At 58.1% G+C, this 24,456-nt stretch carries 31 protein-coding genes and 1 pseudogene; 12 read left to right on the forward strand and 20 right to left on the reverse strand.

Annotated elements, in window-relative coordinates; translation table 11 throughout:
* The first annotated feature begins 6 nt into the window (after positions 1 to 6).
* From IFT71_RS02290 to IFT71_RS02305, 4 genes are read left to right on the forward strand one after another with little or no spacing between them, the layout of a single operon-like run.
* A complete protein-coding gene (locus tag IFT71_RS02290) occupies positions 7 to 2,664 on the forward strand; it encodes a glycoside hydrolase family 30 beta sandwich domain-containing protein (protein WP_192138975.1) in 2,658 nt (885 codons plus the stop codon).
* A 13-nt stretch (positions 2,665 to 2,677) separates the two neighbouring features.
* On the forward strand, positions 2,678 to 4,018 hold the full coding sequence (locus tag IFT71_RS02295; protein WP_192138976.1) for a cellulase family glycosylhydrolase: 1,341 nt from the start codon (positions 2,678 to 2,680) through the stop codon (positions 4,016 to 4,018).
* Positions 4,019 to 4,053: 35 nt separating this feature from the next.
* Complete coding sequence (locus IFT71_RS02300) at positions 4,054 to 4,383, forward strand: hypothetical protein (protein ID WP_192070252.1); 330 nt, start codon at positions 4,054 to 4,056, stop codon at positions 4,381 to 4,383.
* Positions 4,376 to 4,528 (forward strand): hypothetical protein, encoded by a 153-nt coding sequence (locus tag IFT71_RS02305; protein ID WP_192070253.1) that lies wholly within the window; start codon positions 4,376 to 4,378, stop codon positions 4,526 to 4,528. Before IFT71_RS02300 ends, IFT71_RS02305 begins: the two co-directional genes overlap by 8 nt.
* A 238-nt stretch (positions 4,529 to 4,766) precedes the next feature.
* Here the strand turns inward: IFT71_RS02305 and IFT71_RS02310 are convergent, their stop codons facing one another.
* The 6 genes from IFT71_RS02310 to IFT71_RS02335 form a co-directional block, all read right to left on the reverse strand.
* Positions 4,767 to 5,492, reverse strand: a complete 726-nt coding sequence (locus IFT71_RS02310) for a hypothetical protein (RefSeq protein ID WP_206757436.1) — start codon at positions 5,490 to 5,492, stop codon at positions 4,767 to 4,769.
* Positions 5,493 to 5,696: 204 nt separating this feature from the next.
* Complete coding sequence (locus tag IFT71_RS02315) at positions 5,697 to 5,858, reverse strand: hypothetical protein (protein WP_192070255.1); 162 nt, start codon at positions 5,856 to 5,858, stop codon at positions 5,697 to 5,699.
* Between the two features lie 111 nt (positions 5,859 to 5,969).
* The gene (locus IFT71_RS02320) at positions 5,970 to 6,422 is read right to left on the reverse strand and encodes a BLUF domain-containing protein (protein WP_342212569.1); all 453 of its coding nucleotides are present in this window, start codon (positions 6,420 to 6,422) and stop codon (positions 5,970 to 5,972) included.
* 630 nt (positions 6,423 to 7,052) lie between these two features.
* The gene (locus IFT71_RS02325) at positions 7,053 to 7,259 is read right to left on the reverse strand and encodes a hypothetical protein (RefSeq protein ID WP_192008872.1); all 207 of its coding nucleotides are present in this window, start codon (positions 7,257 to 7,259) and stop codon (positions 7,053 to 7,055) included.
* Complete coding sequence (locus IFT71_RS02330) at positions 7,259 to 7,471, reverse strand: hypothetical protein (protein WP_192070257.1); 213 nt, start codon at positions 7,469 to 7,471, stop codon at positions 7,259 to 7,261. Before IFT71_RS02330 ends, IFT71_RS02325 begins: the two co-directional genes overlap by 1 nt.
* The gene (locus IFT71_RS02335; protein ID WP_192070258.1) at positions 7,468 to 7,764 is read right to left on the reverse strand and encodes a hypothetical protein; all 297 of its coding nucleotides are present in this window, start codon (positions 7,762 to 7,764) and stop codon (positions 7,468 to 7,470) included. The genes IFT71_RS02330 and IFT71_RS02335 overlap by 4 nt, the downstream gene beginning before the upstream one ends.
* 590 nt (positions 7,765 to 8,354) lie before the next feature.
* Between IFT71_RS02335 and IFT71_RS02340 the strand changes: the two genes are divergently transcribed.
* The gene (locus IFT71_RS02340) at positions 8,355 to 9,827 is read left to right on the forward strand and encodes a lipopolysaccharide biosynthesis protein (protein ID WP_192138977.1); all 1,473 of its coding nucleotides are present in this window, start codon (positions 8,355 to 8,357) and stop codon (positions 9,825 to 9,827) included.
* A gap of 18 nt (positions 9,828 to 9,845) precedes the next feature.
* On the opposite strand, the gene IFT71_RS02345 is transcribed toward IFT71_RS02340, so the two are convergent.
* The 3 genes from IFT71_RS02345 to IFT71_RS02355 form a co-directional block, all read right to left on the reverse strand.
* On the reverse strand, positions 9,846 to 10,985 hold the full coding sequence (locus IFT71_RS02345; RefSeq protein WP_197975279.1) for a glycosyltransferase family 2 protein: 1,140 nt from the start codon (positions 10,983 to 10,985) through the stop codon (positions 9,846 to 9,848).
* 1,004 nt (positions 10,986 to 11,989) lie between these two features.
* Positions 11,990 to 12,352, reverse strand: coding sequence for a hypothetical protein (locus IFT71_RS02350; RefSeq protein WP_192070260.1), 363 nt, complete (start codon positions 12,350 to 12,352; stop codon positions 11,990 to 11,992).
* A 154-nt stretch (positions 12,353 to 12,506) separates the two neighbouring features.
* A complete protein-coding gene (locus tag IFT71_RS02355) occupies positions 12,507 to 12,653 on the reverse strand; it encodes a hypothetical protein (protein WP_159510867.1) in 147 nt (48 codons plus the stop codon).
* A 501-nt stretch (positions 12,654 to 13,154) separates the two neighbouring features.
* On the opposite strand from IFT71_RS02355, the gene IFT71_RS02360 reads away from it, so the two are divergent.
* The 3 genes and pseudogenes from IFT71_RS02360 to IFT71_RS21980 form a co-directional block, all read left to right on the forward strand.
* Positions 13,155 to 13,910 carry a Crp/Fnr family transcriptional regulator gene (locus IFT71_RS02360; protein WP_192070261.1) on the forward strand — a complete coding sequence of 252 codons (756 nt, stop codon included), beginning with the start codon at positions 13,155 to 13,157 and terminating at the stop codon, positions 13,908 to 13,910.
* Between the two features lie 503 nt (positions 13,911 to 14,413).
* Entirely contained in the window at positions 14,414 to 14,869 is a 456-nt protein-coding gene (locus tag IFT71_RS02365; protein WP_192070262.1) for a GGDEF domain-containing protein, read from the forward strand.
* 1,812 nt (positions 14,870 to 16,681) lie between these two features.
* Positions 16,682 to 16,912, forward strand: a pseudogene (locus IFT71_RS21980) (hypothetical protein); the annotation flags it as partial.
* Between the two features lie 681 nt (positions 16,913 to 17,593).
* Here IFT71_RS21980 and IFT71_RS02375 read toward each other — a convergent pair.
* Both IFT71_RS02375 and IFT71_RS02380 read right to left on the reverse strand, forming a co-directional pair.
* Positions 17,594 to 17,773: a hypothetical protein gene (locus IFT71_RS02375; RefSeq protein ID WP_192070263.1), complete on the reverse strand. Its 180-nt coding sequence runs from the start codon at positions 17,771 to 17,773 to the stop codon at positions 17,594 to 17,596.
* Between the two features lie 314 nt (positions 17,774 to 18,087).
* Positions 18,088 to 18,267 (reverse strand): hypothetical protein, encoded by a 180-nt coding sequence (locus IFT71_RS02380; RefSeq protein ID WP_159510873.1) that lies wholly within the window; start codon positions 18,265 to 18,267, stop codon positions 18,088 to 18,090.
* A gap of 45 nt (positions 18,268 to 18,312) precedes the next feature.
* On the opposite strand from IFT71_RS02380, the gene IFT71_RS02385 reads away from it, so the two are divergent.
* Positions 18,313 to 18,753 carry an HIRAN domain-containing protein gene (locus IFT71_RS02385; RefSeq protein ID WP_192070264.1) on the forward strand — a complete coding sequence of 147 codons (441 nt, stop codon included), beginning with the start codon at positions 18,313 to 18,315 and terminating at the stop codon, positions 18,751 to 18,753.
* Here IFT71_RS02385 and IFT71_RS02390 read toward each other — a convergent pair whose 3' ends face one another.
* Positions 18,754 to 19,101, reverse strand: coding sequence for a hypothetical protein (locus tag IFT71_RS02390; protein ID WP_342212570.1), 348 nt, complete (start codon positions 19,099 to 19,101; stop codon positions 18,754 to 18,756). It abuts the gene before it with no gap.
* Positions 19,102 to 19,293: 192 nt separating this feature from the next.
* On the reverse strand, positions 19,294 to 19,503 hold the full coding sequence (locus IFT71_RS02395; RefSeq protein WP_192138979.1) for a hypothetical protein: 210 nt from the start codon (positions 19,501 to 19,503) through the stop codon (positions 19,294 to 19,296).
* Positions 19,504 to 19,899: 396 nt separating this feature from the next.
* Between IFT71_RS02395 and IFT71_RS02400 the strand changes: the two genes are divergently transcribed.
* Complete coding sequence (locus IFT71_RS02400) at positions 19,900 to 20,568, forward strand: Crp/Fnr family transcriptional regulator (protein ID WP_244654694.1); 669 nt, start codon at positions 19,900 to 19,902, stop codon at positions 20,566 to 20,568.
* Positions 20,569 to 21,138: 570 nt separating this feature from the next.
* On the opposite strand, the gene IFT71_RS02405 is transcribed toward IFT71_RS02400, so the two are convergent.
* A complete protein-coding gene (locus tag IFT71_RS02405) occupies positions 21,139 to 21,399 on the reverse strand; it encodes a hypothetical protein (protein ID WP_192070268.1) in 261 nt (86 codons plus the stop codon).
* A 456-nt stretch (positions 21,400 to 21,855) separates the two neighbouring features.
* Between IFT71_RS02405 and IFT71_RS02410 the strand changes: the two genes are divergently transcribed.
* Positions 21,856 to 22,014: a hypothetical protein gene (locus IFT71_RS02410; RefSeq protein ID WP_192138980.1), complete on the forward strand. Its 159-nt coding sequence runs from the start codon at positions 21,856 to 21,858 to the stop codon at positions 22,012 to 22,014.
* A 60-nt stretch (positions 22,015 to 22,074) separates the two neighbouring features.
* Here the strand turns inward: IFT71_RS02410 and IFT71_RS02415 are convergent, their stop codons facing one another.
* The 6 genes from IFT71_RS02415 to IFT71_RS02440 are packed head-to-tail and all read right to left on the reverse strand — an operon-like array spanning position 22,075 to position 23,997.
* Positions 22,075 to 22,338 (reverse strand): hypothetical protein, encoded by a 264-nt coding sequence (locus IFT71_RS02415; protein WP_192070269.1) that lies wholly within the window; start codon positions 22,336 to 22,338, stop codon positions 22,075 to 22,077.
* A gap of 40 nt (positions 22,339 to 22,378) precedes the next feature.
* Positions 22,379 to 22,603 carry a hypothetical protein gene (locus IFT71_RS02420; protein WP_056408078.1) on the reverse strand — a complete coding sequence of 75 codons (225 nt, stop codon included), beginning with the start codon at positions 22,601 to 22,603 and terminating at the stop codon, positions 22,379 to 22,381.
* Positions 22,600 to 22,863 carry a hypothetical protein gene (locus IFT71_RS02425; protein ID WP_192070270.1) on the reverse strand — a complete coding sequence of 88 codons (264 nt, stop codon included), beginning with the start codon at positions 22,861 to 22,863 and terminating at the stop codon, positions 22,600 to 22,602. The genes IFT71_RS02420 and IFT71_RS02425 overlap by 4 nt, the downstream gene beginning before the upstream one ends.
* On the reverse strand, positions 22,860 to 23,009 hold the full coding sequence (locus tag IFT71_RS02430; protein WP_183935495.1) for a hypothetical protein: 150 nt from the start codon (positions 23,007 to 23,009) through the stop codon (positions 22,860 to 22,862). The genes IFT71_RS02425 and IFT71_RS02430 overlap by 4 nt, the downstream gene beginning before the upstream one ends.
* Positions 23,006 to 23,704, reverse strand: a complete 699-nt coding sequence (locus IFT71_RS02435) for a hypothetical protein (protein ID WP_192070271.1) — start codon at positions 23,702 to 23,704, stop codon at positions 23,006 to 23,008. Before IFT71_RS02435 ends, IFT71_RS02430 begins: the two co-directional genes overlap by 4 nt.
* On the reverse strand, positions 23,704 to 23,997 hold the full coding sequence (locus tag IFT71_RS02440) for a hypothetical protein (RefSeq protein WP_192070272.1): 294 nt from the start codon (positions 23,995 to 23,997) through the stop codon (positions 23,704 to 23,706). The genes IFT71_RS02435 and IFT71_RS02440 overlap by 1 nt, the downstream gene beginning before the upstream one ends.
* Positions 23,998 to 24,214: 217 nt before the next feature.
* Here IFT71_RS02440 and IFT71_RS02445 point away from each other — a divergent pair, with 217 nt between their 5' ends.
* Positions 24,215 to 24,430 (forward strand): hypothetical protein, encoded by a 216-nt coding sequence (locus IFT71_RS02445; protein ID WP_031441137.1) that lies wholly within the window; start codon positions 24,215 to 24,217, stop codon positions 24,428 to 24,430.
* Positions 24,431 to 24,456 lie beyond the last annotated feature (26 nt).

Raw genomic sequence — 24,456 nt, forward strand, 5'->3', positions numbered from 1 at the left:
TTCGACATGACGATTTTACGCAAGTTTGACTCTTCGACCGCGGCCGCTGATGCGATCGACACGCTGAACCAGATCCTCCCGGGCCGCGGCTTGATTGGAGACACGCCCGTGGCGCAGCGAACCCCGATCAACCTCTCGCCGACGATCACAGACGCGACCATGACGGCATTCGCGCCGCTCGCCGGTCTGCCTGGCGCTACCATCTATGTCGACGGGACCGAGACCTATCAGCAGATGCACGGTGCGGGTGCGTCGCTCACGGAAAGCTCGTGCTATGTCCTCCAGACTTATTGCACCCCCGCTCAGCGCAAAGCCAATCTGACGACGGCATTCGGAACGGATGGCTTCTCGACTTGCCGCATCTGCATTGGCGCTTCGGACTTCACGCACCGCGGGCAGAATGGGTATTATACCTATTGCGACGACTGGGATGGCGCCGACGTCACGATGCCGACCTTCACGATTCAGAAGGATCGCGAATACATCATCCCGACGCTTCGTGAAGCGCTGGCGATCAATCCCAAGCTAAAGTTCATTGCGTCACCGTGGACGCCACCCGCATCCATGAAGTCGACAAACTCGCTGATCGGCAGGCCGAACGGCGTGACCAGTCTGTTCGTCGGCAATACGACGAACTACACGGCCTATGCGAATTACTTCGTCAAGTTCCTCAAGGCATACGCCGAGCTTGGCATTCCCATCTGGGCCGTCACGACGCAGAACGAAGCCGGCTATGGGCCACCCAGCTATCCCGGTTGCGTTTGGACCGGCGCGCAGATGGCGGCTTTCGTCAATATCCTGAAGCCCGCATTGAATGCCGCTGGCTTCGGACATGTGAAGGTGCTCGTCGGCGACCACAACTGGCACAACCTTTCGAACTACACCGGTGCCAACGGCGGCCATCTCGTCCGTGATGTTTTCGCCGAAGCATTGGCGGGCGACTGGGTCGATGGTGCCGCTGTTCATGGATACAGCACCACCGGCAAGAATGAGTTCGAACAGGTCCGGTCGTGGAGCCGGAACGCCAAGGAAACGCATTTTACCGAAATGTGCCTGGTCGGCAATCTCTCGAACAAGGTGTCTCTCCAGCAGCATCTGGCGAATGCCATCATCGGCGGGATTCGCGCGGGCCAGAACTCGGTCACGTTCTGGAACCTGTTTCTTCAGCCGCTGTCTGGTGGTCGTTATCAGCCGTTCGCGCCATCCTACGCACAGGTTGCGCCTTGCGCGACGATCTCGACGGACGGCAACGGCACGATGGTGAAGCGGCCGGAATACATGGCCTTGGTGCATCTGCTCAAGGTCATGAAGCCCGGCGCTCGGCGGTGCTACAGCACGACGATCGGCGTGGGCGAGGCAAGCCTCGAAGTTCAGAACGTGGCATTCGCAAACCGCGATGGGACGACCGGCGTCCTGCTTTACAATAACGCAGATACCGCCAAGTCCATTTCTCTGATCGATGGCCCCTCCGGCCTGGTGTCGTTCCTGACGCTCGCGTCCGGTGATATCGTCTCGATCAATTACACCGCGCCCAAGGGCGTCCCGGCGACCGGCACCGTGTCGGCGCCTGGTCCGGTTACGGGGCTGGGTGCTTCGTCGGCAAACAACGCCAACACACTGGCATGGACTGCGGGGACCGTCCCGGATGCGGGCGGGCTTGGCGGCTACCTCATCAAACGCGGCGCGACTGCGGGGGAGGTAAATCTTGTCGTCGGTGCTGCTGGTCCAGGGGAGACCAGCTTTGTCGATATCGACGTCGTGGCCGGTACCAACTATTTCTATCAGGTGTTCCCGCTCAGCGCGGGTGGCTTGGCCACATCGAGCCCCGTGACTTCCACTACAACTGTGGGTGCATCGTCTGCGGTTCCTGGCGCTCCTGCCATCTCCGTCACCCCCGGCAATGGGCAGAACGTGGTTGCTCTGGCGTCGGTACCGGCGGACAATGGCTCCGCGATCACCCGCTACAACCTGTATCGCTCAACGACGTCCGGTGGACAGGGTACGACGCCAACCGTGCCGGGGGTCACGCTCCCTTACACTGATACAGGCCTGACGAACGGCACGCCGTATTACTACACCCTGGCCGCTGTGAACGGCATCGGACAGGGTCCGCAAGGTGTCGAAAAGTCGGGCATTCCGTCTGTCGCCAGCGCGAACGTTAAGCCGGGGCCGGGTATCCTTCTTTCTGATGACACCGGTCAGGCTGTGCAAACTGCACGGGGTGGAAATCCACAGGGTTGGTCGAACACCAGCTTCACGTTCTCGCCAGCAACGTCGGTATCGAGCCAGCGCAATGCGGTTGTGGGGCCTGACGGCGTAACGAAAGACTCCAGCACGCAGACGTTCACAAACACTGGCGCAACCGGCGGCTATGGTAGTGTCGAATGCGGATCGACTGTCTTTGTGAGTGCGAGCCCCATTTCGGCGTCCATCTGGCTTCGCGGCAAGGTCGGAGGGGAGCTTGTCGTGTTGACGCTGATGACTGAGAAGCACGCTAACACGAGTACGGCGGCTGTTACACTTACGACTGAGTGGGCCAGGTATACTGTTAATCATCCAACCCCGACCTCCGGGACCGGTGCAATTCTTAGCGTCGCCTATCGACCAAACACATTCAACGGCTCCATGTCGTTCGACAGTGCTTGGCCGACCATGGCGCAGTAGAAGGAAAACGACTATGATCCGCTATCTATTCGCCTTTGCTGCGCTGCTCGCCTCCCCGGTGGCGACGCAGACCGAACACATCGTCACCGGAGCCAGTCCGCCCGCGCAGATCAAAATCTGCGCGGAGGACACGCTGGTTTTGAAAAAGGCGCTGGGCCGCGAGTGGGTACGAGCGGACGGCTCGCGTGCTCCTGGTTGGCCCGCATGGAATGACCGCGCTCGATCGAACGCGGCCGGTAATCTGTTCGAGACGGTCGGGGCCACCAAGCTTCGCTTTGTCGGGAACGTCCAGGGCAAGGGTTGGGTCTATGCCCCGGTGAACGCGCGACCTTGCGCCGCTCCGGTAGCGTCAGCGGCGGTTGTGGCACCCGCAGCGCCCGCAGCGCCCGCAGCACCGGCGCAACCCGCAATCCATACCGCGCGCGTCGGCCCTCTGTTTGGGGCGAACTTGTCGGGCGCCGAGGCCAGTGGCGGTGACGCGATCCGACCGTCGCTAGAAGATTGGAAGGGGTATATCGAGCGGTACGGTTTTAAGCTGATCCGCTACCCGTTCAAGGATGACCGGATGACGCCGGCGCGCATCGCCGAGCTCAAGGTCAACGTCGCTTATGCGCGCGGTAAGGGCGTGCCGGTGATCCTGGACAACCATACCTACCGCTGGGATGCGCCGGCCAAGGCGATCGCTTTCTGGACCGGCTTCGCACAGAATTTCCCCGATGACGGATCTGCGATCCTTGACCTCGTCAATGAGCCCCGTGGCTTTGATGATCCGGTGCTGACGAACGACTGGATGCAGTGGGTTCGCGATTCCAAGATCATTATTGCGGGCCTTCGCGCCAACGGGATCAAACATCCGATCGCCCTGGAATGGCCGCAGTGGTCGGCGACCTTCCGCTTCGACAAGAAAGAGGGAGCATGGAAGGCTTGCGAGAGCGCAGGTTGTGCGCTCGATCGTGATACCAACGGCCCCCTCGATCCGCTCAATCGCACCTACCTCAACGGCCATCGCTACTGGGATAAGGGATCCAGCGGCTCCAGCCAGTCGTGCGACATCACGTGGGGCGAGGGCAGCGGCCTCGACGACTTCGCCGCGCAGCTTCGTAGACGTGGCTTAAAGGGCATCATCACCGAGGCCGCATTCGGTGCGCACTTCGGCATTAAGGACAACTGTAAGACCATAGGCAAAAACGCCATTGCCGACATGAAGGCTAATGCTGACGTGCTTTACGGCATCACGTGGTGGGGCGGTGGTCGGGTTTGGCCGGAAAGCTATCTGTTCAAGATCGATGGCAAGAAGGCCACCCGCTACACGATGCCCCTTAATCCGTATCTGATGCAGCTGACGGGTCGCTGATCTAAAATAATTCAGCATGAAAGGAGGTGATGCCCATGACCGGGTACACCGAGTTTCGCCAGTCCGGCCCCTGCCTGATAGCATGGCAAGGGCCGACACCCGTCGCGCAGATCGCGTGGGATGCCGCTGACAGCGGCTGGTACATCAACTTCTTATCCGTCGAGCAACCCCAGCTGCTTGCGCCGCTTCTGTCGAGATTCCGGAAGCTATGGCGCCACAGCGGCAAGCCGACTCTCTCGTTTCATGCATCCCCCGATAACCAGGTCATCGGGAGGCTTATAGGGATCCTCGGAGCCAAGTGCTCTGCGGGCCTCTATACCATTGTCGACCTGGATCACTCTACCGAAGGAAATCACCATGGGTGACAAGGAAAACCGCGCATACAAGAAGCTCTCGGCCAAGGGTAAGACCGAGTACGGCCGCGATCGTGCGAAGGACGCTGATGCCCATGGTGGCACGTTCGACGCCACCCTGGCGAAGCTGCACGCGGGCTTTTACGACAAGATGTGACTAATGCGCCCGGTTCGAAAGAGCCGGGCGCATCCGCAACAGGTCGGCCTAATCGACTTCGTGCTTTCGCCCGGAAAACCACCGGCCCGGTGATTTCGAGTAATTCTTCGGTCGCTGGCGCCGGGGTATCGACTACGTAAAATCGAGGTATGCCGGCGCCCAGAGAAGTGGAAAACCGTGCCGGCGGCGGAGGGCACCTCCGCCGCATATTTCCCGCCAGCCATACCCTTGACGGCTATTAAATGGCACCGGTGCCTGAAGGACTCAAAGTTGTGCCGACGCCTTCTGGAGTTATAGAGGTCGTTGCAAAGCCGTTGATGATAGCTTTGTCCTCGGTAGACATTCTCCTGATCTCATTGATAACAATCTGTCGGCGTTCGTCGATGATCCCCTCCACCGCCCGCAGGCCGTGATCAATCACTTGTTGCAAATCGATTAGGTTCTTTTCCCGGTAGTTTGCCCGATAATGTTCATGGGTTAAAAACGGACCGTCCCCGTGATCACAGACGAGTACGCGATCTTGCGCAAGTGCTCCTCCGGGATGGTCAACTGTGTGACCAAAATGGCCGACGCCTTTATGTCTCAGTTGAACGATCCGAGCGTGCGCTTCTTTGATATGTTGAGGTGCGCCTTCGTCTACAGATACACGACCACGATCATCATTATTCGTGACTACCCTCACGTATAAAATCAGTGCGTAACTGAACGCAGCGCCAGCCAGCTGCGCCATACTTTCATCTTGAACTAAGGATGTCGCGAGCGGTTGCGTGCCTCTGACCAGGTTCGAACCGGACATAAGCAGACCGAGTGCTATTTTAAGGTCACATTTGGCTGACTCCGCGTCGTTCAAGCGGCTGACCTTCTTGATGAAATTTCGCTGTTCGCTTCGTTTCCCAAAGTCCTTCGCTGCCGCTGTCAAATCAATTGCGGGTCGACGGTTTGTCGAGGGGGCACTGCCATTCATGCCATCCATAATGCCACGATCGCATGCGGCAATCGACTCATTCGATGGCGCTTGCCCGATGGTAAACTTTACGAGGAAAATCGATGCTGACGAATGCCGCGGTTAGAGCCACGCGGCCGCGCGCGACCGCCTACAAACTGTTCAGCTAGGGCGGCCGGCGACGGCCCATCCTGTCGAGTCCGCAGTCAAGGTCGTGAGCAAGCCTTAGCGGAGCAGCAGCGCCTCGTCCCCGGGCAGGTAGCGCTCTTCGGTCAGGTTCATTGATCGGATCGTCGTCGCCGCCCCGGCCGGGCCACGGTGCAGCCGCCCAGGCCGCGCGGTCTTCGGGCGCTTGCCGCACTCCCCGCACCGGAAGAACCGGGTCATCGACGGCACAGCCTCAGTGCCTGGGTAGGCGTCGACGTTGACCTCCTTATGCCGTCCACAGCCACAGATCAGATCTATGGTCCGGATACCGAGGGACCGCATGGTTCGATTTTAAGTTGTTAAACGTCGACGGAGCGACAGGGCGGCAAATCCAATAAAAGCCGCCTTTATCGAGTCACATTTAACGTCGGCAACGTGTTTCATCACGCGATCGAGGAACCCCCCTCCGTCACAAAGGTCGTTTTCGTCTCGATATTCCGTTGACCACCAATTAAATTGGCGATGATCCGTCTCGATCGGTTTGAAGTAGCTAATATTGTCATGACGTGAATCGTTGGCAATCCGGTCCATTACGAGCTGCACAGCGGCAGTGTCTCCCTCCAACGCCTGTATAAAGCGGGTGCCGTCAAATAGTAGAAGACCGGTGATATTTAGAGAACGGTTTCTGGCGGCAGCAAGGTCGCGAAGGTCGGCCAAGTCTGGCGCCGTGAATCTGTGTTTGGCTCTGCTAATGTAAATAACAATTCGCATTAGGTCCCTCGAACCGAATTGCAGGAGAAACATGTCGATCGACGGGACTCCGGCCGAGAGCAAATTTTCACATTGTTTTGGTTAAAAAGTATTTAACGGCCCCTGATTGAGCTTCGGCAGGGATGACTTACGTCGGTCAGATTGCGTGATCGAGCTCCGATCGTTCCGGTAGCGTGAGTGCCTGTCGGGCAGCGACAGCCATCTCACGAAACGCCGTTTGCCAGGTAGCGCCAGCCTGTTCCCACGGTGTCCGGTCCTCGACCCGCTCCATGCGGCTCTCCCACATGTACGCCGCGACATACTCTATAACCGCATCTTCATCGTTGCTAGTGCAGAGCCGGCACCGTCCCGTCATATCAAATCCTTGCAACTTTGTTCCCTATACGTTCCATAGGCGGATGCATCGCCAAACGCGAATCACAGTCGATCTGGCGGTCCAGGTTCTGAGGGGCACCCTCAGCGATACCGCTAATGGCCGCGTCGACACGCCAGCGGTGCGCTTAGCCCTGCGATGCCTCTGGCATCACTGCCCGGAGCGCTGGCCACTCGTCATGTTCTGGGAAGGTGCGCAGCAAGGTAACGAGATCGGCCGCAGCCAGAGCGTGACGGCCTCATTCAACGGGATAGTGCGCCAGTTGCGCCGATCCGGCGCATATTCCGAGATCAGCAATTCGCAGTAGGTCCGTAAGTGCCTTTGATAACGTCGACTGCAGCGGCGATACGGTGCCAATCCTTTACGGCGACAGGGTCGCCGATAGCAGCGACCATCTGATCGACGATATAATCTGGGGTATGTTCGCCGTGTTCGGCAAGGATCACGCCAGCCTGTATCCAGATCTCTCGATCTTCCATCGGCCAAGCGCGCGCCATCAGCCAATCATGACCACGCTCAGTGGCTCCGTCGTGCCGTCCTTGAAGTGGACCACCACCCGGTCGGGAAGCACGTCGGCTCGCATCTCCAGTACGCGGCCATGCTCGCTGCGGACCTGAACGATCACGTCAGGTCCAAGGTCATGCTCGAACACGGCGACGTCCTTCGTCTTATCCGCGGCGATCGTATGGACGATCTTGCGTACGCTCACTTGTCGAGGTTACGTCGCTCGATCTCGGCGAGCAGTGCTTCAGCATCCAGGCTGTCTCGTTCGCCATCGGTTTCTCTATAGGCCTTGATCAGGTCCTCATCCGTTGCCCCGACGACTAGTTCACCAATCTGCTGCTGCATATCGACGATCGCGACTGCCGACATTGGGTCCGCCCACATCGATCCGACCGACGTGTCGATCCCCGGGGTCGGCATGAGCGCGATCACATCCTGCGCAGCCAGAAGCCGCTGCAGTTCGGCTAGGAGGGGTGAAGCAATCAGGGGCTCGGACATATCTCCAACCTAGGCGTGGCCAATCGATTCGGGCAAACTATCTTCGTGAACGGACTGACCGCCTCCATCGTTGGCATCGACGTCCCGAATGAGGACAAGAGCAAGAGCAACCGGCACGCCTGCACGCCTGCACGCCTGCACGCCGCCCCGGCTGATTCCGCTAGGGTGACAGCAATAGATCAAAAACTTCCGCCAACGCGGTGATGCCGGACGTTTTTCTTGGCGGCGGTGCCGGAACGAAGCTATTGGGACGCGTGGCCCTCGGTCAGTCCAGTGATCCCAATGTTTGTCAGCACCGAAGGGCTTGATCCCATCTCGTATCTGTCCGGCCTAGCCATGAATGTCCCCACCGCGTTTGCGCAACCGCCTATCTGGCGACCGCGCGGCCTGCCCCGATGGTCGCCGCACTTGAATTCTTGCGAGCCTGCGACCATCGATTACGCGTAGAGCCGCCGGCAGAGCGCCGATCAATCACTACCGATATAGCCGAGCTTCAAGCCTGATGGGCTTTCAGGGCGTCGGCACCCCCCAAACCATGAATACCGGGCCCTATTCGCTGCCGGATAGGGCTTGCTTAAGGGCCTTGAATTATGGACGTCGCATCTGATCACAAGGGGCAGGCGCCCGGCTCCATTCGCCGTTCATTCCTGTGGGCGGCAATCGGTCAGACGGGGATGCTCGTCATACAGTTTGGCAGCTCGGTCGTGCTGGCGCGGATCCTGACCCCGTACGAGCTTGGCGTGTTCGCGATTGCGCTTGCAACGGTCGGCATGATCACCGCGTTTCAGTCGCTTGGCCTTGGCAACTATCTGATCCGTGCCGACGTCGTGGACCGCGATGTCCTGTCGTCGGTCTTTAGTGTCAACATTCTGCTGTCTATCGCTATCAGCGCGATCATTGTCGCATTCGGCCTGCTAGGCCAGGCGCTGTTCAAAGATCCCGGGGTTCAGACGGTGCTGTTCTGGATCGCCTGGACGCCGCTGATCAATGCTCTGTCGCTGGTCCCAACCGGACTGCTCCAGCGAGAGGGAAACTTTAAATCGATCTCAACGATCCGCCTGATAAGTTCTCTGACGGGGACGATCTGCACAGTCCTATTCGCGATCGCGGGCTTTAGTTACATGAGCCTCGCCTATGGCAGCGTCATAACGGCCGTCATGGGTTCAGTTGCGACCTGCCTCGTCGCCCCGCGCCACGTCCAGTTCCGCCTGGGCACCCGTCACTGGCGCGACATCTACAAGTTCGGCTCACGGATGCTGATGATCAATGGCGTCGTACAGATGCAAAACCAAGTATCGAATTTTGCGCTGGGCAATCTTAGCGGGCTGTCGGCCCTCGGTCTCTATTCCCGCGCGAACAACCTTTTCAGCATCCTGTCGGATAACGTGCATACCGTTCTCGCGCGGGTTCTAATCGCCGACTTTGCCCAGATCGCACGCGACGGCGCACCGTTGCGGTTACGCTACCTTCGGGTGCTCGAATTCATGACCGCGATTCTATGGCCGGCCTTCGCCGGCATGGCCGTTCTGGCGGGACCAATGGTTTACATCCTCTACGGCGCGAAGTGGACCGCGCTTGCGCTTCCGCTGGCGGTGCTGTGCTTCAACGGAATCCTGTGGGTTTCGGTTACGATGGCGTGGGAGCTCTTTGTGGTCGCGAAGGAGACCTCGAAACAGGCACGGTTCGAAATTATCCGGGCGACTGTTGGGGTTGCGCTGTTCGTGACCGGCGCACTGTTCAGCCTCACCGGCGCCATGGTGGGCCGCGTCGCCGAAGGCATGTTCGCCGTATTCCTCTATCTGCCGCACATCAAGAGAATGACAGGAAGCCACGACGGAGACTTTCTCCCTATTTATAGACGCAGCGCGGTGGTCACCATCGCAGCGATCTGCCCGCCGCTCCTGCTGATGATGTGGCACGGATGGGATGCCCGGACCCCGTTCGTGCAAGTCGCGATGTCGGTCGTGGCCGGTGGTCTGCTCTGGGCGCTCGCGCTTCTCTACTACCGTCACCCGATCATCACCGAGCTGCGCGGCCTAGCGGCTCGACGCCGGTCCGCCTAGCCAGCCTATCGTCCCGGGTCACCGCCCGACGAGCGTCTTAACCCGGGTCCGCAGCGTGCTCGGGAGCGCGACGCGGAACAGGATTCGTGCCATCACGGTCGGCAGGCGCTTCGCCGGCGCCAGCACCAGCGCCTCTGCAATCAGCCCCTTGATGGCGAGGCGCACGGCGGTTCCAATTATCAATTCCTGCAGCGCTATGCGGTTGTCCGGCGTCATGATGTCGCCATGCGCGTTCAGTGCATCACGGATAAAGCGGCAATCCTCGACCGATGGCTCGAACGGTCTGTAAAAGCACAGCTCGACGAGTTTTGCGGACAGTGCAACTGCAAGCCAGTCCTGCTCCGCCGCGGATAGCTGCGCGCATCCCACCGTGTAGAGGTCCGTCATCGTCGTCGCCTGCTTGATTGCGTCGTACAGCGCGAGATCGAACACCAGATCCGGCACGGTTCGCGTGCGACGCTGCGCCGAGATTGCGACGAGCTGCGCGCACAAGGCCCCCCGACGCCCGGCAACGACCGACTGGCTCGTAATGCTGCCGTCATGCATTCGGTAACTGCCCAGCGGTTCGGTAAGATTGTGCAGCCGACCGAAGCCCTGAAGCCGCCAATACAGATCAGAATCCTCCGCGATCAGTAGAGGGCGATAGCCACCGGCCGCGTGAAAGCTTTCGGCACGCACCATCAACATCGGCTGAAGCAGGTAGGGCTCGGTTGCAGGGATGCTGAACGGATCAGCGCGCGCGAGATCGCGAAGCCGCGTCAGCGTGCCGAGCCAGCGCCCGTCCGCGTCGATTTGCCGTGCCGCGCCCGCGACCGCAACACAGTCGGGGTTTGCCTCGAGATAGCGGATCTGCCGCTCTAACCGGTCTGGGTTCGACAGGTCGTCGGCATCATGCCGGGCGATAAAAGGGGCGGTGCAGGCCGCAAGCCCCGCATTGAGTGCCGCGACGATCCCACCATTGGCCTGCGTGATGACGTGGATGCGCGGATCCTGTCGCGCGGCTTGTGCGAGCAGTTCCGGTGAATTGTCAGTCGAGCCGTCATCGACGATGATGATCCGGATGTCCCGGATCGTCTGTGCTTGAATGCTAGCCAGGGTCTCGGGCAGGAACCGGCCGGCATTATAGGTTGACATGAGCACGTCGATTTGGGCGGTCAAGGGGGCGTCCTTCAGGCGAGTTGCTGGCGGTCGTTGCTCTCGCGGCACGGTCCGGGTCAATGCATAACGGCAAATTATCTTGTTAAGAACTCAGACGGCGAAATCGACCGTCGCTGGCGCGTCAGCCTGAACAAATCCCGTCTTAGTCTCGAGCTATGTAGAACGGCTGTCGGGGCGCTAATAGTCTAGCAGCGCCTCGTCCCCGGGCAGGTAGCGCTCTTCGGTCAGGTTCATTGATCCGACTGTTGACGCGCCGGTCGGGCCACTGTGCAGCCGCCCAGGCCGCGCCGTCTCCGGGCGCTTGCCGCACTCCCGCACCGAACGTGGCCGGCATCTGCCGCAGCGCAAACGCACGAACAATGCTTTTGTAAACAACTCACCCTGCCTCTTGAGGACACCGGATCGTCGTAAGGTCGTCAATACACTGCGAGCAATTAGTATTAATGAAATATTAACCTTTTAACGTCGGTTACGCCGAGATGGTCGGCGTTTTCTATCAGCCCAGAAGGGGACCGAAAATGCGTTATTGGATCGTCGACAAGCCGATTAAGTGATCAGGGCGCCCGGTTCGAAAGAGCCGGGCGTTTCACCGAAACCGCAGCGACCTGTCTGCGGGCAGGTAGAGCGCTTCGGTCGGTTCAACGACTGGATGATTAAGGCGCCGGTTGCGAACTAGTGCAGCTGTGCTGCCTGCAGGCTTCCGACACTAACCCGCGCACGACGTTACGATGTAGTCGGCACTGGTTTGGTTTCGCGACCCCCTCGCCCCCTAGAATGAATTTGTAACTAGTCGCGATCAGTATTTCTGCCATCATTCTCGCATGATGATTCTGTATGGCGTACTCGCGATCGTTTGGGGCCTCCCAATCGCTATTATCCTGGCGACCTCGGTTGGCTATGGTGTCTCTACTCGGTTCGCCCGGTTTATGCGGATACACCTTGGGCTCTGACGCCACCGATTAGAGGCGGTCGCATTCATCGCTGTGGCGACGCCCGTTCGATCATCAGGTAAAGCCTGGGGCTGGACCTTCGCCTGCCTGTACGGCCATCGCGATGATGTGTTTGATAACTGGCTCCGGAATGGCGTTGGCCACGTCAAGCCCGAATTGATCGCGATAAGACCAAGCTACCCAGCCCGAGTACGTAGCGAGCCCGGGTATATCGATTGAGAGAAACCGTCCGACAGTGACCCCGTATTCTGAGCGAATCTTGAAGCCCAGGGTAGACACGTTTTGAATGATTGCCGAATGCTTATCTCCGAGAGACGTTATGAGTACGGCCGGATGACTCATGGCCGTTCGGTTTGAGCACCGCCGATCAAGCGGATTGTTGCCGGCATTAGCCATCGAGCGGCGATAGGTGTTCATGTGGCTATCGTCCGTCAGGGTCGCTAAGATCTCGTTATGTCTGGATTTAACCCCGTCCCGTGGCGCATTGCAAAGGCCCACCGCCCCTTGCAAGTTCTCGTTATGACACACTTGTCACAGCAGCGTTTTATGAACGATCGCTCCACGGGTCGGGTTAATGCATCCGCCCGTTCTTGATCGTGTCGACAGCGGCAGCAACACGCGCCCAATCGCCGATGTCGGCTTCGGGGCCCACGATGTGCAGCAAGGTATCGACCATCGGCTCTGATACAAATAGTCTGCGTGCCTCGACGATCGTCATCGCCTTAAGCCAAACTTCTCGAGTGCTCATCATAGCCCGAGCTTACGCCGCCTAATCTCGATCGTCAGCGCGTCCGCTATCGGATCGCCGTCATTCTTATCGGTTAGCTCGTATGCCTGTAGCGATCTACGGTCATCGCGGAACTTGATGACATCTGGATGCACTGACGGTGTAGTCATATCCTAGGACTATGCGCGGTTGCCCACGCCAGGCAAGGCATCACGCCCCGCGAGCCAAGGCACGTTCTGCATAGCGTCCAGCACAGCAGCGGAGCGCCCAGTCGTCGTGACGATGTTAAGCAGCGTCTCCATGACAGGGCCTCAGAATGACGCTTCGAGGCCTGCGTCGCGGCCTGAAATTACCTATAGGATATGGTGTCGTTATGAGGCACATTTACTGCGTTCATAGACCGTTAGTACGTGCTAGGTACAACGAGACGCGAAATTAAGACGTCGAATTTAGGTGCGCGTCGTCTTGCACGCATTCTGTTGGGACAGTTTTTTGCAGACCTTTAGTGGCCCACTTTCGCCGATGCTTGAGAAGTTTGCTTTAAACTCAGCCTTAGCGGACGATGATCGTGCGGCCATAGTTGCGCTCCCGTTTTCGTTATATTCATATAATCCCGGTAGGCATATAATAAAGAACGACGCAACGTGTACGGAATTCCAAGTTATTGTCTCAGGTTTTGCTATTGCATATAAAGTTACGAGTGATGGATTTCGCCAGATTGTCGGTTTTCGACTGCCGGGCGACATAATCAACATTCAGCATATGCAATTCGCGTATAATGATTGCAGCGTGCAGGCGACAGCGCACTGTATGGTAGCCGCGGTAGACGAGACGTTAATCCGCAACTTGACCTGCGAGCGCCCGATCATTTCGAATGCGATAATGGCAAGCGCTCTGATCGAGGCCTCAATTTCTCGCGAGTGGATTGTGAATATCGGACGCCGTAATGCCCGAGCGCGGATAGCGCATCTGTTCTGCGAGCTTGCGAGTAGGCTCAATCCATGCCGGCTAGCAGAAGATCAGCCATTTAGGTTGCCTTTGACGCAGCAACAGATTGGCGATGCTGTCGGATTGACAGCGGTTCACGTCAATAGAACGATCAAGGGTCTGATAAAGGACGGCCTTCTCGAGCAAGACCGCCACCTGATTTCGTCTCCTGCCTGGGACCAGCTCAAAAGCGTAGCAGGCTTTAACCGTCGCTACCTCCAACTCGATCAGAAGGCCGCTGCACTCGGACATTCCCAATGACGGATCGAGCGACCGGCGCTGAACGGAAAATACCCGCTGACATGGACGCGCGCATAGCTTGGAGGAAAGCAGCTAGATTTGATAGTTTTCCATTGAAGGCTCGCCGTAGCGCGGAAACAACGCTGCTGGAAAGCGTAATGCGAAAGTCTGCACGCTTAAGCCCTATGTCCGCTCTCGCATGGATAGCGCCGATTTGGGTTGGGCTTTTTGTCCTCGACGCTGTGACGGGCCCGCTCTACTCGTTTAATTCAGTGTACCTTGTACCTCTATGTTTAACGACTTGGTGCTTTGGACGGATCGCTGGCCTCATAGCCGGCACCTCGGCAATTTTCACAACGCTACATTTAAATGGCTTCGCTGATCAACTGTCAGCTAGGGCAACTTCTATTACTGCCGCAGCGGCTGTTTGGAATGCCTCGATGCTTGTCCTCGGAGTGATCTTTATAATCCTCCTCGTGAGTGCCTTCCGTCGAGCGTTCGACCACGAGAGCAGGAACGCGTTGATGGACCCACTCACGGGGCTGGGCAACCGAAGGTCCTTTCAACGAGAGGGCAAGCGACAGGAGTCTTCGGCTGCTCGAGATCGCAGGATCCTATTGTGTGGCGTAATAGACTTGGATGGATTTAAGGCGGTCAACGACCAGTATGGACATGCCGCAGGCGATGAGGTGCTGCGTATCGTCGCCCATGCACTCAGCGCCTCCGTTCGGCCTTACGATATCACTGCACGCCTTGGAGGTGATGAATTTGCGTTCTGCTTAACAGTTCGAGACGAGGCCGCGGGTGAGCGAAAGTCTAGCAGCATCCATCAGGCGTTGATAGCTGCGCTTGAAACCTCACAGTGGCGTGCAACGTGTAGCTTGGGCGCTGCCACAGGAAGCGACTTTGAGCAGGCCATTCGAATTGCCGATAAGATCATGTACGAAGCAAAGTCGATCAAAAAGTCTACGGCATCTTAGTGACAATCAACACGAATATGATGAACTAATAACAAGCGTTGTCGTCGAAGCGAAATTGAAAGCGGGACTTTACAAAAGTCTGCTTCAGAGGCTCAACGCCTATTGTGGTTGACCCGTTCTAGTATCTCGCAACGCACACCTTCGCACCATATACAACCAGTGCGACAGCTGAAGCGCGAGCCTAAAACAATCAATTCATACGGTGTACTTTTCAAGTGTGATTACAATCAGTCAGGCTTAAGTCGCAGCCCAGCTTCCTTCATCGCCACCTGCCCTAGGGCCACAGCGCTCGCGTCTATAAGCGAATCCGCGAGTTTGATGGCCGCTGCGGGGGAAAGGGTCAGCGTGACTCCTGCTCCTTCAAGCCGAACGCAGCTTTTCCAGGGCGTCGCGGTAAAGCACTCAGTATCCAGTACGACGACCATCCATCTCCTATCGTCAAGCCGCAGGTGCCTGAATGGTCTAACGTATCATATTATAGATTGATTATGCGATTTATCTTAAGGGCATAGCGACGTTGTCTGGATCTCAGCAGCATCCGATGCACAGGCCTGGTGGTCCAAGCCTCCGAGCCACGCTCGGTGAGACAGCTAACGGTCGCGTAGACACACCAGCGGCCCGCTCCGCCCTGCGCTGTCTCGGGCATCACTGCCCCAAGCGCTGGTCCGTAGTGATGTTTGGGAGGGCACGCAGCAGGATAACCAAATCGGTCGGAGGCAGAGTGTGACGGCCTCATTCAACGGCATTGTGCGGCAGCGGCGTCGATCAGGCGCATATACCGAAGTCAGCAACGCGCGGGCAGCATCGGCAGCAAAGATTTGCAGTTAATTGACTTTAACCGCATTAAGTCGCGATTACTCAACAGTTCTAATGCATAAATCCCCTTGTCGAAAGACGAGCACTTTTAACTTAGGGGGGTTCAAATGCGCTACTGGCCAATCGGCAAGCCCATCCGCGGGTAACATTGTCATCAGCCTGGTAATAACTATTGTTATCATTGACACATCCCGCTGGGTGTAAACAAGTCCGTGACTAAGACAATGGTGAACCTTACAACGGCTGAAGTTAAAAATGCCCGGCTTTCCGAGCCGGGCATTTTTTCCGTTCGCGACCGCGTCATATGTCTAACTGGCATCTCATCGCTGCAGGCCCGAGGAGCAAGACCAAGGGGTCTCACTGCTTTTCACAAAGCAGTGTGCGCAGTTTTAAACAGCCCGCCTACCTTATAACTAATCCTAGGCGTTCGTTACGCCACACTACTGCAGCGGCCCTTCATTGATCGCATCGACAGCTGCAGCGACGCGCGCCCAATCGGAGTGGTGGGGATCATCGCCCATTATATCAAGCAAAGTGGCGACGACAGGTGCCGACTCCAGTACGCCATGCGTCCGGACAACGTCCCACGCCTTCAGCCACACTTCTCGGTCGCTCATCATCGAGCAAGGCCATGTGTCAGCGGCCGATCCGGGTAAACTATCTGCACAGCGCAATGAGCTGCCTTAAGGGTCCAGTCTTCCGACGAGTGCTCCAACGGCAATCACGGCCGCAATGAGTGCCCAACCCTCCCACGTTCGCGGCGTCCATCCTATTCCGACAACCTTTGGCTGAAACCATGTTTTTAGATCGTTCATCTTAATTCCATCGATGTCGAGTCGCCGTTGCACAGAGTAATTTAGACCGTCCGATACGAGGGGCAAAACCTTACATCCCCACAATGGACGAACTGACCACCTCCATTGTCGGCATCGACATCCCGGGCGAGGACAAGAGCAAGAGCACCGGCATATGTAGTACGCGCGGTGTTCGCCTGGACCAGCGGTCGCGTTGCGCCTCAAGCCGACCAACCCGTACGACGAGCACACCGTTGCCATCTTCAACGAGCGCGGCATTCAGATGGGCTATGCAAGCGCTGACGGTGCGCCGCTGATCGGCAAGCAGATGAAATCGCCGTCTTCCAGGCGATACACAAAAGCGGCACCGACATCCGGATCCGGTTCGGAGGCGGGGTGCTTACTCTGCCCGACCGGGTCCCCGCTGTTCTAAAACGCCCGCCTCCCCGCAAGGCGCGGCCGGCCCAGCGACTGGTCGACGACCCCATGCATTCTACCCCGACCAACTGGGCCCGAGTTCAGCGCTTAACATTGGTCTTCGAGTGCGGTTTGACGTATGTTTGCAATATGAAGCCCAGCAAGTTCGTCCCGTACTATGAGCGACTGTTAGGGCGAGCGCTTGGGGCTGACGAACGCGACGCGATCACTGAGGCCCGCGGCAAAAGTGTTGGGAAACGGGACGCCGTAAAAGCAATGCGTGCGGCACTGCTCAAGATGGTGCCTGAAGCGCACGCTAAAACCCGGATTTTTGATTTAACTCAACGCTCGGGAGACAACGCACCCGCGTTCCAACCTAGTGAATTTGCACCAGTGGCGGCGCAAGATCCATAGGCACCATCTTCGGCATGGTGAAGTGCATCGGCCAAAAAAGAAGCCACTAGCGGATTGTTAGATGCGTCGGCGACATGAAGCGCCCATGCGATCGCGGAACGCAAAATTTCTGCGTCGTGTCCAAAGGGCGTATTCATAGGTGGTTTTGTTACAAAGTAGATCGGCAGAGGCCAAGCCATCCTTCGACAATCAGGGTTAAAATCAATGTATGTTCCTTTTTGTCAGCGCGTACGTTTGTCGGGAATGCGCGTATTCCCAACTACCCTAGGCATAACTTGGCCGACTAACTGTTCCCACGCACAGCAGCCTGCCGTTTGGCATGAGCGGACGCGGCCAACAGATCCTTCGCTGAGGCCAAAGCTGCTTCGCGTGTCATCGCCATAGCGTATCCACCAGCCTCCACTAAAACCGCGCCCTCGACGGCAATCGCAGTGAACGGGTTAATGCGCAGCGTGTCAGCCATTTGTAGACTCCTAACTTATCAATAGGAGAATACATTATCATCGGTCGGCCATCCTCGATTAGATACCGCGTTCACAACATACGTTAATTCATGTAGCTATCTGTGCGGACGGGACTGATTTTGACAGTTCCGCCTCGTCATCGTGATGCGGCCGTTAACGGACCATGGCGCAGCCGACGAGATGTTGATTGGACAGCGGAAACGCCGCTTCGACTTTGAGCGTGGCAGCAGGTCAATCACATGGATCAGCACCATTCGCCAACACGCTCAAACCAAGGAACCGTATGCTCTCGAGTTCATGGGGTTCGGATCGGTCATTGCGGGGTGGCCTCGGCGATCTCGTCGACGGCAGCGGCAACCTGGAGCCATTCGCTCCACCTGGGCTCCTCGTCGAGACTGTTCACGATGGCGCGGATTGCCGAGCCCGCCTCTCGCGTCCCATAGGTCTCGACGATCGCCATCGCCTTGAGCCAGACTTCTCGGTCAGTGATCATACGCGAAACCTATGCGGGGCGGACCGATTAAGGCAAACCATCCTTATGGACGAATTAACCACATCCATTGTCGGCATCGACTTTCCAAACGAGGACAAGAGCAAGAGCAACCGGCGCATGGAGTGCATGCTTTGCGCGCCGGGCGACGCGGTCGAGCTGCGCCTCGAGCCGGCCAACCCGTTCGACAATAATGCCGTTGCCATCTTCAGCGATCGCGGCACCCAGCTAGGCTATGTCAGCGCCGAGCGCGCGCCGCTCATTGGCAAGCGGATGAAGGAAGGCGAGATGATCGCCGTCTTCCAGGCGATGCACGGAAGCGGCGCTTACATCCGAATACGGTTCGGAGGCGGTGTCCCTACCCTGCCCGACCCGATCCCCGATGTGCCGAAGCGCCCGCCTCCTCGCCAGGCGCGGCCAGCGCAGCGACCGGTCTACGATCCCCACGCGTTCTATCCTGACGAGGAAGGACCCGAGTGGGGAGCGTGATCAGCCAAACATATCCCGCTGGACCTCGTAGTCGGAGATGCGGAATCGCCGGCTGATGAACTCAATAAGCTGTTGACCTGCTTCGGTCGGAGCCAATTTGTAACCTTTGCAGACTTCACAATGAAAGCTCGCCCTCATTTGACCAGGTTGGGCTGGCGATGAATTTCCCGTTCCTCCGCACGCTCTGCAGGGTTCCTCAAGGTCCGGTAGACGATCGTTCTGGATGCTCATGTCGGAGGTCCTATCTAGCGCCATTGGATCCTCGAAAGTGAGGAACTGCCGCACAACGACAGCATCGACTGATCCGCTCTCCGGTTCAAGGACAGGGCTTTTTGGCAATGCTATCATGCCGGCTATTTGGCCGGGTTGCGCCCAGAGCCTACGCAGCTTCGATTAAACAAAATTGGTTTGGCATATCGGGACAGTTGCTCTACCCCATTCCTTGCCTGCTGACGGAATTCTCTCGGCATCGGCATCACCCCTTACCTTGGGCGGCTCAGGCTGCCCTTTTTTTGTGCGCTAGCTATGTGAGCGCCCGTTCTAGCCGAACGAGCATGGGTCGGAGTGGGGTGCCTGACCGATCGCTGCCCGCTGTTGCTGCCGAGCCAAGGTGCATCCGGCAAGCAGCTGATCGGACAGCGCTGACGCCGCTTCAATGTCGAGTGTGACAGCGAGGCCAGGGCCGTCGATCAGCACCAGCCCCTCATTGGCCGAGACGCATAAAACTTCAGCTCGCAAGGTGATCAGCATGCCGATTCTCCCACCGGCAATCAGCGGCCAGTGGCTGCGGATCGTTCCAAGCATTGATCCACGGCAGCACGAAATTAAATGAACTTGTCGAGTGCGGCTCTCTCGAGAAGGAGGGCCCCGATCGAGAACGGCAAGCCCCTCGCGCATATACCGATCGGCCGTGGCTAACGTATGCCCACCGCCAAACGCTGGAACGAGTTACCTCCCGCAAGACCGTTTAGGTTGATGTTTGTTAGGGCCTTATAGCTTGCCCGCCTCAACCTGCGTCAATTTCACAATATCAATCAATGTGCTTTTTAACCACGTCAAGACGGGCGTTTGAGCGTTGATCCAGTGATTTCACATAAATTCCTCATGGGGCGCGGACGCGACCAGCTTTCGATCGAGGAAATAAGAATGATCGAAAGTAAAATTGCCAACGTAATCGAGGTTCCAGCGCGAGAGCCGTTAGCATGCCGTGGGGAAGAGGTCGTCAAAAGCACACTGCTTCTAGAAGGCTTTGCATGCAGATATAAAAACGACCAGACCGGTGCGCGCCAAGCGGTCGGAATACATGTACCTGGCGACTTTGTTGATCTCCACGCGTTGCCGTTAAAGCAACTTGATCATGACATCGTAACTATTAGTGAGGTTAAGGTTGCCACATTTGACCGTCAAGACTTGACGGATATAACACAAAAATCGCCCCGCCTCGCAAATGCTTTTTGGTTTAGCACTTTGTTAGACGCCGCAATACATCGGAAATGGATATTTTCGCATGGACGACATCGTGCAGAAGCACGGATTGCAAACTTTTTATGCGAGATATACGTGCGCCTCGACATGGTCGGCCTGGTCACGGATAACGCGTTTCACTTTCCATTGACCCAGCCTGACATTGGCGAGGTGACAGGGCTTACAGGCGTTCACGTTAATCGTGTACTGCGATGGCTCCGTAATCGAGGCCTCTTTGTAGTAGACAAACGCCGTATCCAAATCCTTGACTATGACGGACTTGCTAGGCTTGGGGAATTTGACCCGGACTACCTGTTTCATTCGTTTGCCAGACCAGAGCATGCTCCTTAAACGGAGGAAAGGTTGAGCGGACGCGATGCCGTCTTTTAGGCGATGCACGGAAGCGGCGCATACATCCGAATACGGTTCGGAGGTGGTGTCCCTACCCTGCCCGACCCGGTCCCCGATGTTCCGAAGCGCCCGCCTCCCCGTCACGCGCGGCCGGCGCAGCGACCGGTTTACGATCCCCACGCGTTCTATCCGGACGAAGAAGGCCCCGAGTGGGGAGCCTAAACCGGGCCGCTACTTGCCTACCGCTTGCGCCCGCTTGGCAGAAACAGAGACCACGTCAATCTGAAGTAAACCACTAGTTCGATGGTCGCTATCACCCAAAAAGTTCTCTTCGTCGCTATCACGCATGCCGCATGTTTCGGGCCTTCTAGACAGTCGCCCATCGTGAAGAGGGATAGCACGATAAGGCCGCCAAATACGAACCCGACGCTCCAAATGATTAAAACGACGATCTTCAACGGGTTCACTGGACACTCCATCCCCGGCTACCCAGCTCGCGCACCTATGCGCCGTTCAACACGCAAAGTCTCGCGGATGCTATCCTGATGAGGAAGGCCCCGAGTGGGGCACTTAGGGCTCATACCCTTCTAAAAACGGGCTGCCCCGACCTGCGACAGGACTAAATCCTGTGAGGTAAGTTCGCGTCCAGTTTAGCAGTTCCAAGCCGTTCAGGTCGTCAGAATCGTTTCTTATCTCGGCATAGGCAAGTCCGAGCCGTTCACGAAAGTCCGCTTCAATGCCTGGCATGTGCTTTTCCAGCACCTGAACGAGCACCGTAACCATCACCGCCGTCGCGTTCTTTGTCGTCTTCAGACTCTCGTCGGTCACCATTGTCATTCTCCTTGTTCGGAGAGACTATGTGCCGCGACCGGATCGGTCCAGAGGCGCACCGAGCGGTTTGAATCTCCCCTGTGCCGACCATCTGGTCGAGGTAGGTCCAGCGCTTCCGGCCGCTCATCGTGACGAGGACTGCGGCCGATCTCCGCGGGGACTTGATATCGCATGCCGTGGAGCAATCTGCTGGCTGGGCACCTTGGCCGGCCAATGCACGATGCCATCACCATGAGGCTTGCATCCGAGGGCTTGGAATAGGTCAGCACCGTCTGTGCGGCGGGGTGCTACGGACAGCATATCCTGCTGGATGACTGCGCAACGGGCAATATTTGCCTGTATATCCTTATCAGCGGCGGCGCCTTCATATATTACTAGCCCGCCAACGGCGATGGTCAGTATAGTCGCGATTGCCGTTGCAAGTTTGCCCTTGCCGTCGTCCGCTAAAGCGACAGAATGCCCGGCAATTATTGCGAGCCCGGCACCAAGGCCTATCGTTGCAAGGTGGACAGGGTTTGCAAGCGCCATTTCCCCCTGGGCAAAGAAGCCGACGACAACGGCCGCGAGTCCAAAGCCTCAAAAGTGCAAGATCCAACGATCATGTTTATCTTTTAGGTTCATGCGGATAAGTTATCCCGTACCGATCCGAGTGTCCATGCACTGCCCGCCCTCGGATCAGCCACAGGCGTTCTCTAGACTGCCCTGTGCGCGGGCAAAGTCGAGCAATGCTTGGCCTTCGGCGGTAGGAACCCAGACCATGTCACCGTCGCTGGCCTCGATGCCGAAGTCGTTGGCTGGGTCGTACAGCCGCTCTTTTGTCAGGCCGATCTTTTTGCACGTAGCCTGCAAGTCGCAGCCGTCCCAGTCGTAGCCCTCCTGCATGTGTTCGATTGCGGCGGCAAAGAGCCGGGCGGCCGCGATCATAGTTTCATCGGTCATGCACTCGCGCTCCTGTATCGGGGATTGAGGGTGTCGATGATCATGCGCGCTCCCGCGCGGCGGCTTCGCGGCGCTTGCGCTCTTGGTCGACGATGTAATCGGCGGCATGTTCGTCATCGGGGTGAATGAAGCACCCGTCGTAATCGGGCGCTCGCCGGTGGCGGACGCCCGTGCCTTTGAAGGTGAACGCAGAGTCCGATCGCCACTGCCAGCGTGCGCCGCCGATCGTCCGATACAGGGCGGCGCCTTGCTTAAGCTTCGTCATGCGGCGGCCTTCCGGATGAATCGCTGATGCACCGCCATCGCACTGACGATCGCGACCGATCCGGCGAGGGCATAGACGAGGGACTCGGCAGCGCCGGCGTCCGGGCCGGTGATCCGCCGCCAGACCGCCGCCTGCGAGATCCCAATGAAGAACGACGTCCCGGCGGCCCATCCATAATTGCCGTGGTTGACGTTCTTGCTCTGGAACCCGAGGGCGAAGACCTGGACGAAGCTGACCAGCGCGAGGATGACGAGGGTCATGCGGCGAGCTCCCGAATGTATTGCAGACGCCGCTTCACGCCTTGCGCGGTACGCCCGATCCGCTTTCCGATGACGGAATAGGCCAGACCGCTCGCCCGCAATGAGATCGCGGCGTTTGTCTCCTCGGCTGTCCAGTCTGGCTTCATGCCGCCATCCTTTCGAGTTTATCGGCATATGCCCGCACACCCGACCACTCGTCAGGCGTGCCGGCGAACAGACGAAGTCGGTAGCGGTGATGGTTCTGAGCGAGACTGGTGCTGTCACAGCTCACGAACGGGTAGTCTCCACCGACCGCGACACCGCGGAGCATGTGGAGGGGGTGCCAGTAATTCCCCAGAAGCGCCGCGACCTCGTCCATGCGCCGACGATACGCATCACATCCGACAGGCTCACGCTTCGGGTCACCTATCCAACCAAGGCAGACCCGATCGTACCGCTCGCATAGGCGCGCCAAGCGGTCGAGCGGGCCATCCATGTGCCAGACTGGCGCGCCTCGCGACCGACCGTATGGCCAGTCGTTCAATAAGCCGTCGTTGATCTGGGACGGTGCGGCAGGACGGTCAGGGATCACCGCCCAGCGCCCGGCTTCATAGAGCCTGCCCGCAAGCCAATTATAGTACGGGGTCCAGTCGGAGCGGCCTGCCTCAATTGGGTCAATGCCAGCCCGCACGGCCTGCATCCAGAAGCTGAACGCTCCGTTGTCATACATGATATGCGGCGCCATCGCCTCGACCGCCTCGACACTATCGGGCCGATAGTAGCTGACGCAGAACGATCGGCCGGAAACGGCGTCTAGCGCGGGAGCGGGCGTCACCGGCGTGCCGTGATAAACGGTTGCCATCAGCGTTCCCACCGCGCGTAGATACGCTCGAGCGGGCGAGACACGTCCACCTGCACACACATGCTATCGTTGACCCGCTCGGCTATCCGCTGAGCGATGTCTTCACCCCACGAAAGCTCAACGCCAAGCTCGGTGTGATCGAGACGGCGTAGGATCGCGGCAAGCTGCTCTTGCCGATGCGCCGCGTTCGGCCGCCCGGTGAACCAAGCCGTCACTTCCCAGCTATGACCGTGGAGCGCACCTGACTTGAGGTCGCGGTGGGCGGCGCAGAATATGCCGCCGACGCCGGTCAACGTCCTCACGACGGACACCGCGAATTAACTGCATTGAGGCTCTGACGGTTTTCCATTTCACACCCTTCGTCTCGGTGGAAACAGCGGAGGTTTTCCGGTATTCTCGCGTCAGAAGCGCAGAGTTCTGCCGTGTCGGGTTAATTGACAGTTAACCAAGCCCGACCCTGCGCAAACGGTGCAATTCCGCGCTTGGCACGAGCGTTGCTAGGTTGCTGGAATGTGGAAACGTTTCTGCCGCCTGTTCGTGATCAAGACCAAGTTCGAGGCGTATCTCGTCATCTACGGGCTCGGTCTCGGGGCGGTCGAACGTGGCAGCCATTATCTGGAGCAGTATCCCGGCTATGGCGGCTGGCTGCTCGCGGCGGCCTGTTCGACCGCGGTGTTCATGGCGGGCGGGCGGCTGATCGACTCGGTCGACCAGTCGCGCGACTGATCGCGCTTTTGCGGCCAACAGTATAA

Origin of the sequence: Sphingomonas sp. CFBP 13733, assembly GCF_014841795.1 — a bacterium.
Classification (GTDB): domain Bacteria; phylum Pseudomonadota; class Alphaproteobacteria; order Sphingomonadales; family Sphingomonadaceae; genus Sphingomonas; species Sphingomonas aerolata.

Bases quoted from the DNA above. Each gene is read 5' to 3' on its own strand.
- IFT71_RS02415 (WP_192070269.1), bottom strand. From the start codon at position 22,338: ATGACCGATGAAACTATGATCGCGGCCGCCCGGCTCTTTGCCGCCGCA.
- IFT71_RS02420 (WP_056408078.1), bottom strand. From the start codon at position 22,603: ATGACGAAGCTTAAGCAAGGCGCCGCCCTGTATCGGACGATCGGCGGC.
- IFT71_RS02335 (WP_192070258.1), bottom strand. From the start codon at position 7,764: ATGTCCGAGCCCCTGATTGCTTCACCCCTCCTAGCCGAACTGCAGCGG.
- IFT71_RS02380 (WP_159510873.1), bottom strand. From the start codon at position 18,267: ATGATCACTGACCGAGAAGTCTGGCTCAAGGCGATGGCGATCGTCGAG.
- IFT71_RS02310 (WP_206757436.1), bottom strand. From the start codon at position 5,492: ATGAATGGCAGTGCCCCCTCGACAAACCGTCGACCCGCAATTGATTTG.
- IFT71_RS02315 (WP_192070255.1), bottom strand. From the start codon at position 5,858: ATGACCCGGTTCTTCCGGTGCGGGGAGTGCGGCAAGCGCCCGAAGACC.
- IFT71_RS02405 (WP_192070268.1), bottom strand. From the start codon at position 21,399: ATGGTGACCGACGAGAGTCTGAAGACGACAAAGAACGCGACGGCGGTG.
- IFT71_RS02400 (WP_244654694.1), top strand. From the start codon at position 19,900: ATGATCGAAAGTAAAATTGCCAACGTAATCGAGGTTCCAGCGCGAGAG.
- IFT71_RS02340 (WP_192138977.1), top strand. From the start codon at position 8,355: ATGGACGTCGCATCTGATCACAAGGGGCAGGCGCCCGGCTCCATTCGC.
- IFT71_RS02365 (WP_192070262.1), top strand. From the start codon at position 14,414: ATGGACCCACTCACGGGGCTGGGCAACCGAAGGTCCTTTCAACGAGAG.
- IFT71_RS02395 (WP_192138979.1), bottom strand. From the start codon at position 19,503: ATGCTGATCACCTTGCGAGCTGAAGTTTTATGCGTCTCGGCCAATGAG.
- IFT71_RS02295 (WP_192138976.1), top strand. From the start codon at position 2,678: ATGATCCGCTATCTATTCGCCTTTGCTGCGCTGCTCGCCTCCCCGGTG.
- IFT71_RS02300 (WP_192070252.1), top strand. From the start codon at position 4,054: ATGACCGGGTACACCGAGTTTCGCCAGTCCGGCCCCTGCCTGATAGCA.
- IFT71_RS02305 (WP_192070253.1), top strand. From the start codon at position 4,376: ATGGGTGACAAGGAAAACCGCGCATACAAGAAGCTCTCGGCCAAGGGT.
- IFT71_RS02425 (WP_192070270.1), bottom strand. From the start codon at position 22,863: ATGACCCTCGTCATCCTCGCGCTGGTCAGCTTCGTCCAGGTCTTCGCC.
- IFT71_RS02435 (WP_192070271.1), bottom strand. From the start codon at position 23,704: ATGGCAACCGTTTATCACGGCACGCCGGTGACGCCCGCTCCCGCGCTA.
- IFT71_RS02290 (WP_192138975.1), top strand. From the start codon at position 7: ATGACGATTTTACGCAAGTTTGACTCTTCGACCGCGGCCGCTGATGCG.
- IFT71_RS02445 (WP_031441137.1), top strand. From the start codon at position 24,215: ATGTGGAAACGTTTCTGCCGCCTGTTCGTGATCAAGACCAAGTTCGAG.
- IFT71_RS02350 (WP_192070260.1), bottom strand. From the start codon at position 12,352: ATGAACACCTATCGCCGCTCGATGGCTAATGCCGGCAACAATCCGCTT.
- IFT71_RS02325 (WP_192008872.1), bottom strand. From the start codon at position 7,259: ATGGCGCGCGCTTGGCCGATGGAAGATCGAGAGATCTGGATACAGGCT.
- IFT71_RS02375 (WP_192070263.1), bottom strand. From the start codon at position 17,773: ATGGCTGACACGCTGCGCATTAACCCGTTCACTGCGATTGCCGTCGAG.
- IFT71_RS02410 (WP_192138980.1), top strand. From the start codon at position 21,856: ATGCCCGGCAATTATTGCGAGCCCGGCACCAAGGCCTATCGTTGCAAG.
- IFT71_RS02320 (WP_342212569.1), bottom strand. From the start codon at position 6,422: ATGTTTCTCCTGCAATTCGGTTCGAGGGACCTAATGCGAATTGTTATT.
- IFT71_RS02385 (WP_192070264.1), top strand. From the start codon at position 18,313: ATGGACGAATTAACCACATCCATTGTCGGCATCGACTTTCCAAACGAG.
- IFT71_RS02390 (WP_342212570.1), bottom strand. From the start codon at position 19,101: ATGATAGCATTGCCAAAAAGCCCTGTCCTTGAACCGGAGAGCGGATCA.
- IFT71_RS02355 (WP_159510867.1), bottom strand. From the start codon at position 12,653: ATGACGATCGTCGAGGCACGCAGACTATTTGTATCAGAGCCGATGGTC.
- IFT71_RS02430 (WP_183935495.1), bottom strand. From the start codon at position 23,009: ATGAAGCCAGACTGGACAGCCGAGGAGACAAACGCCGCGATCTCATTG.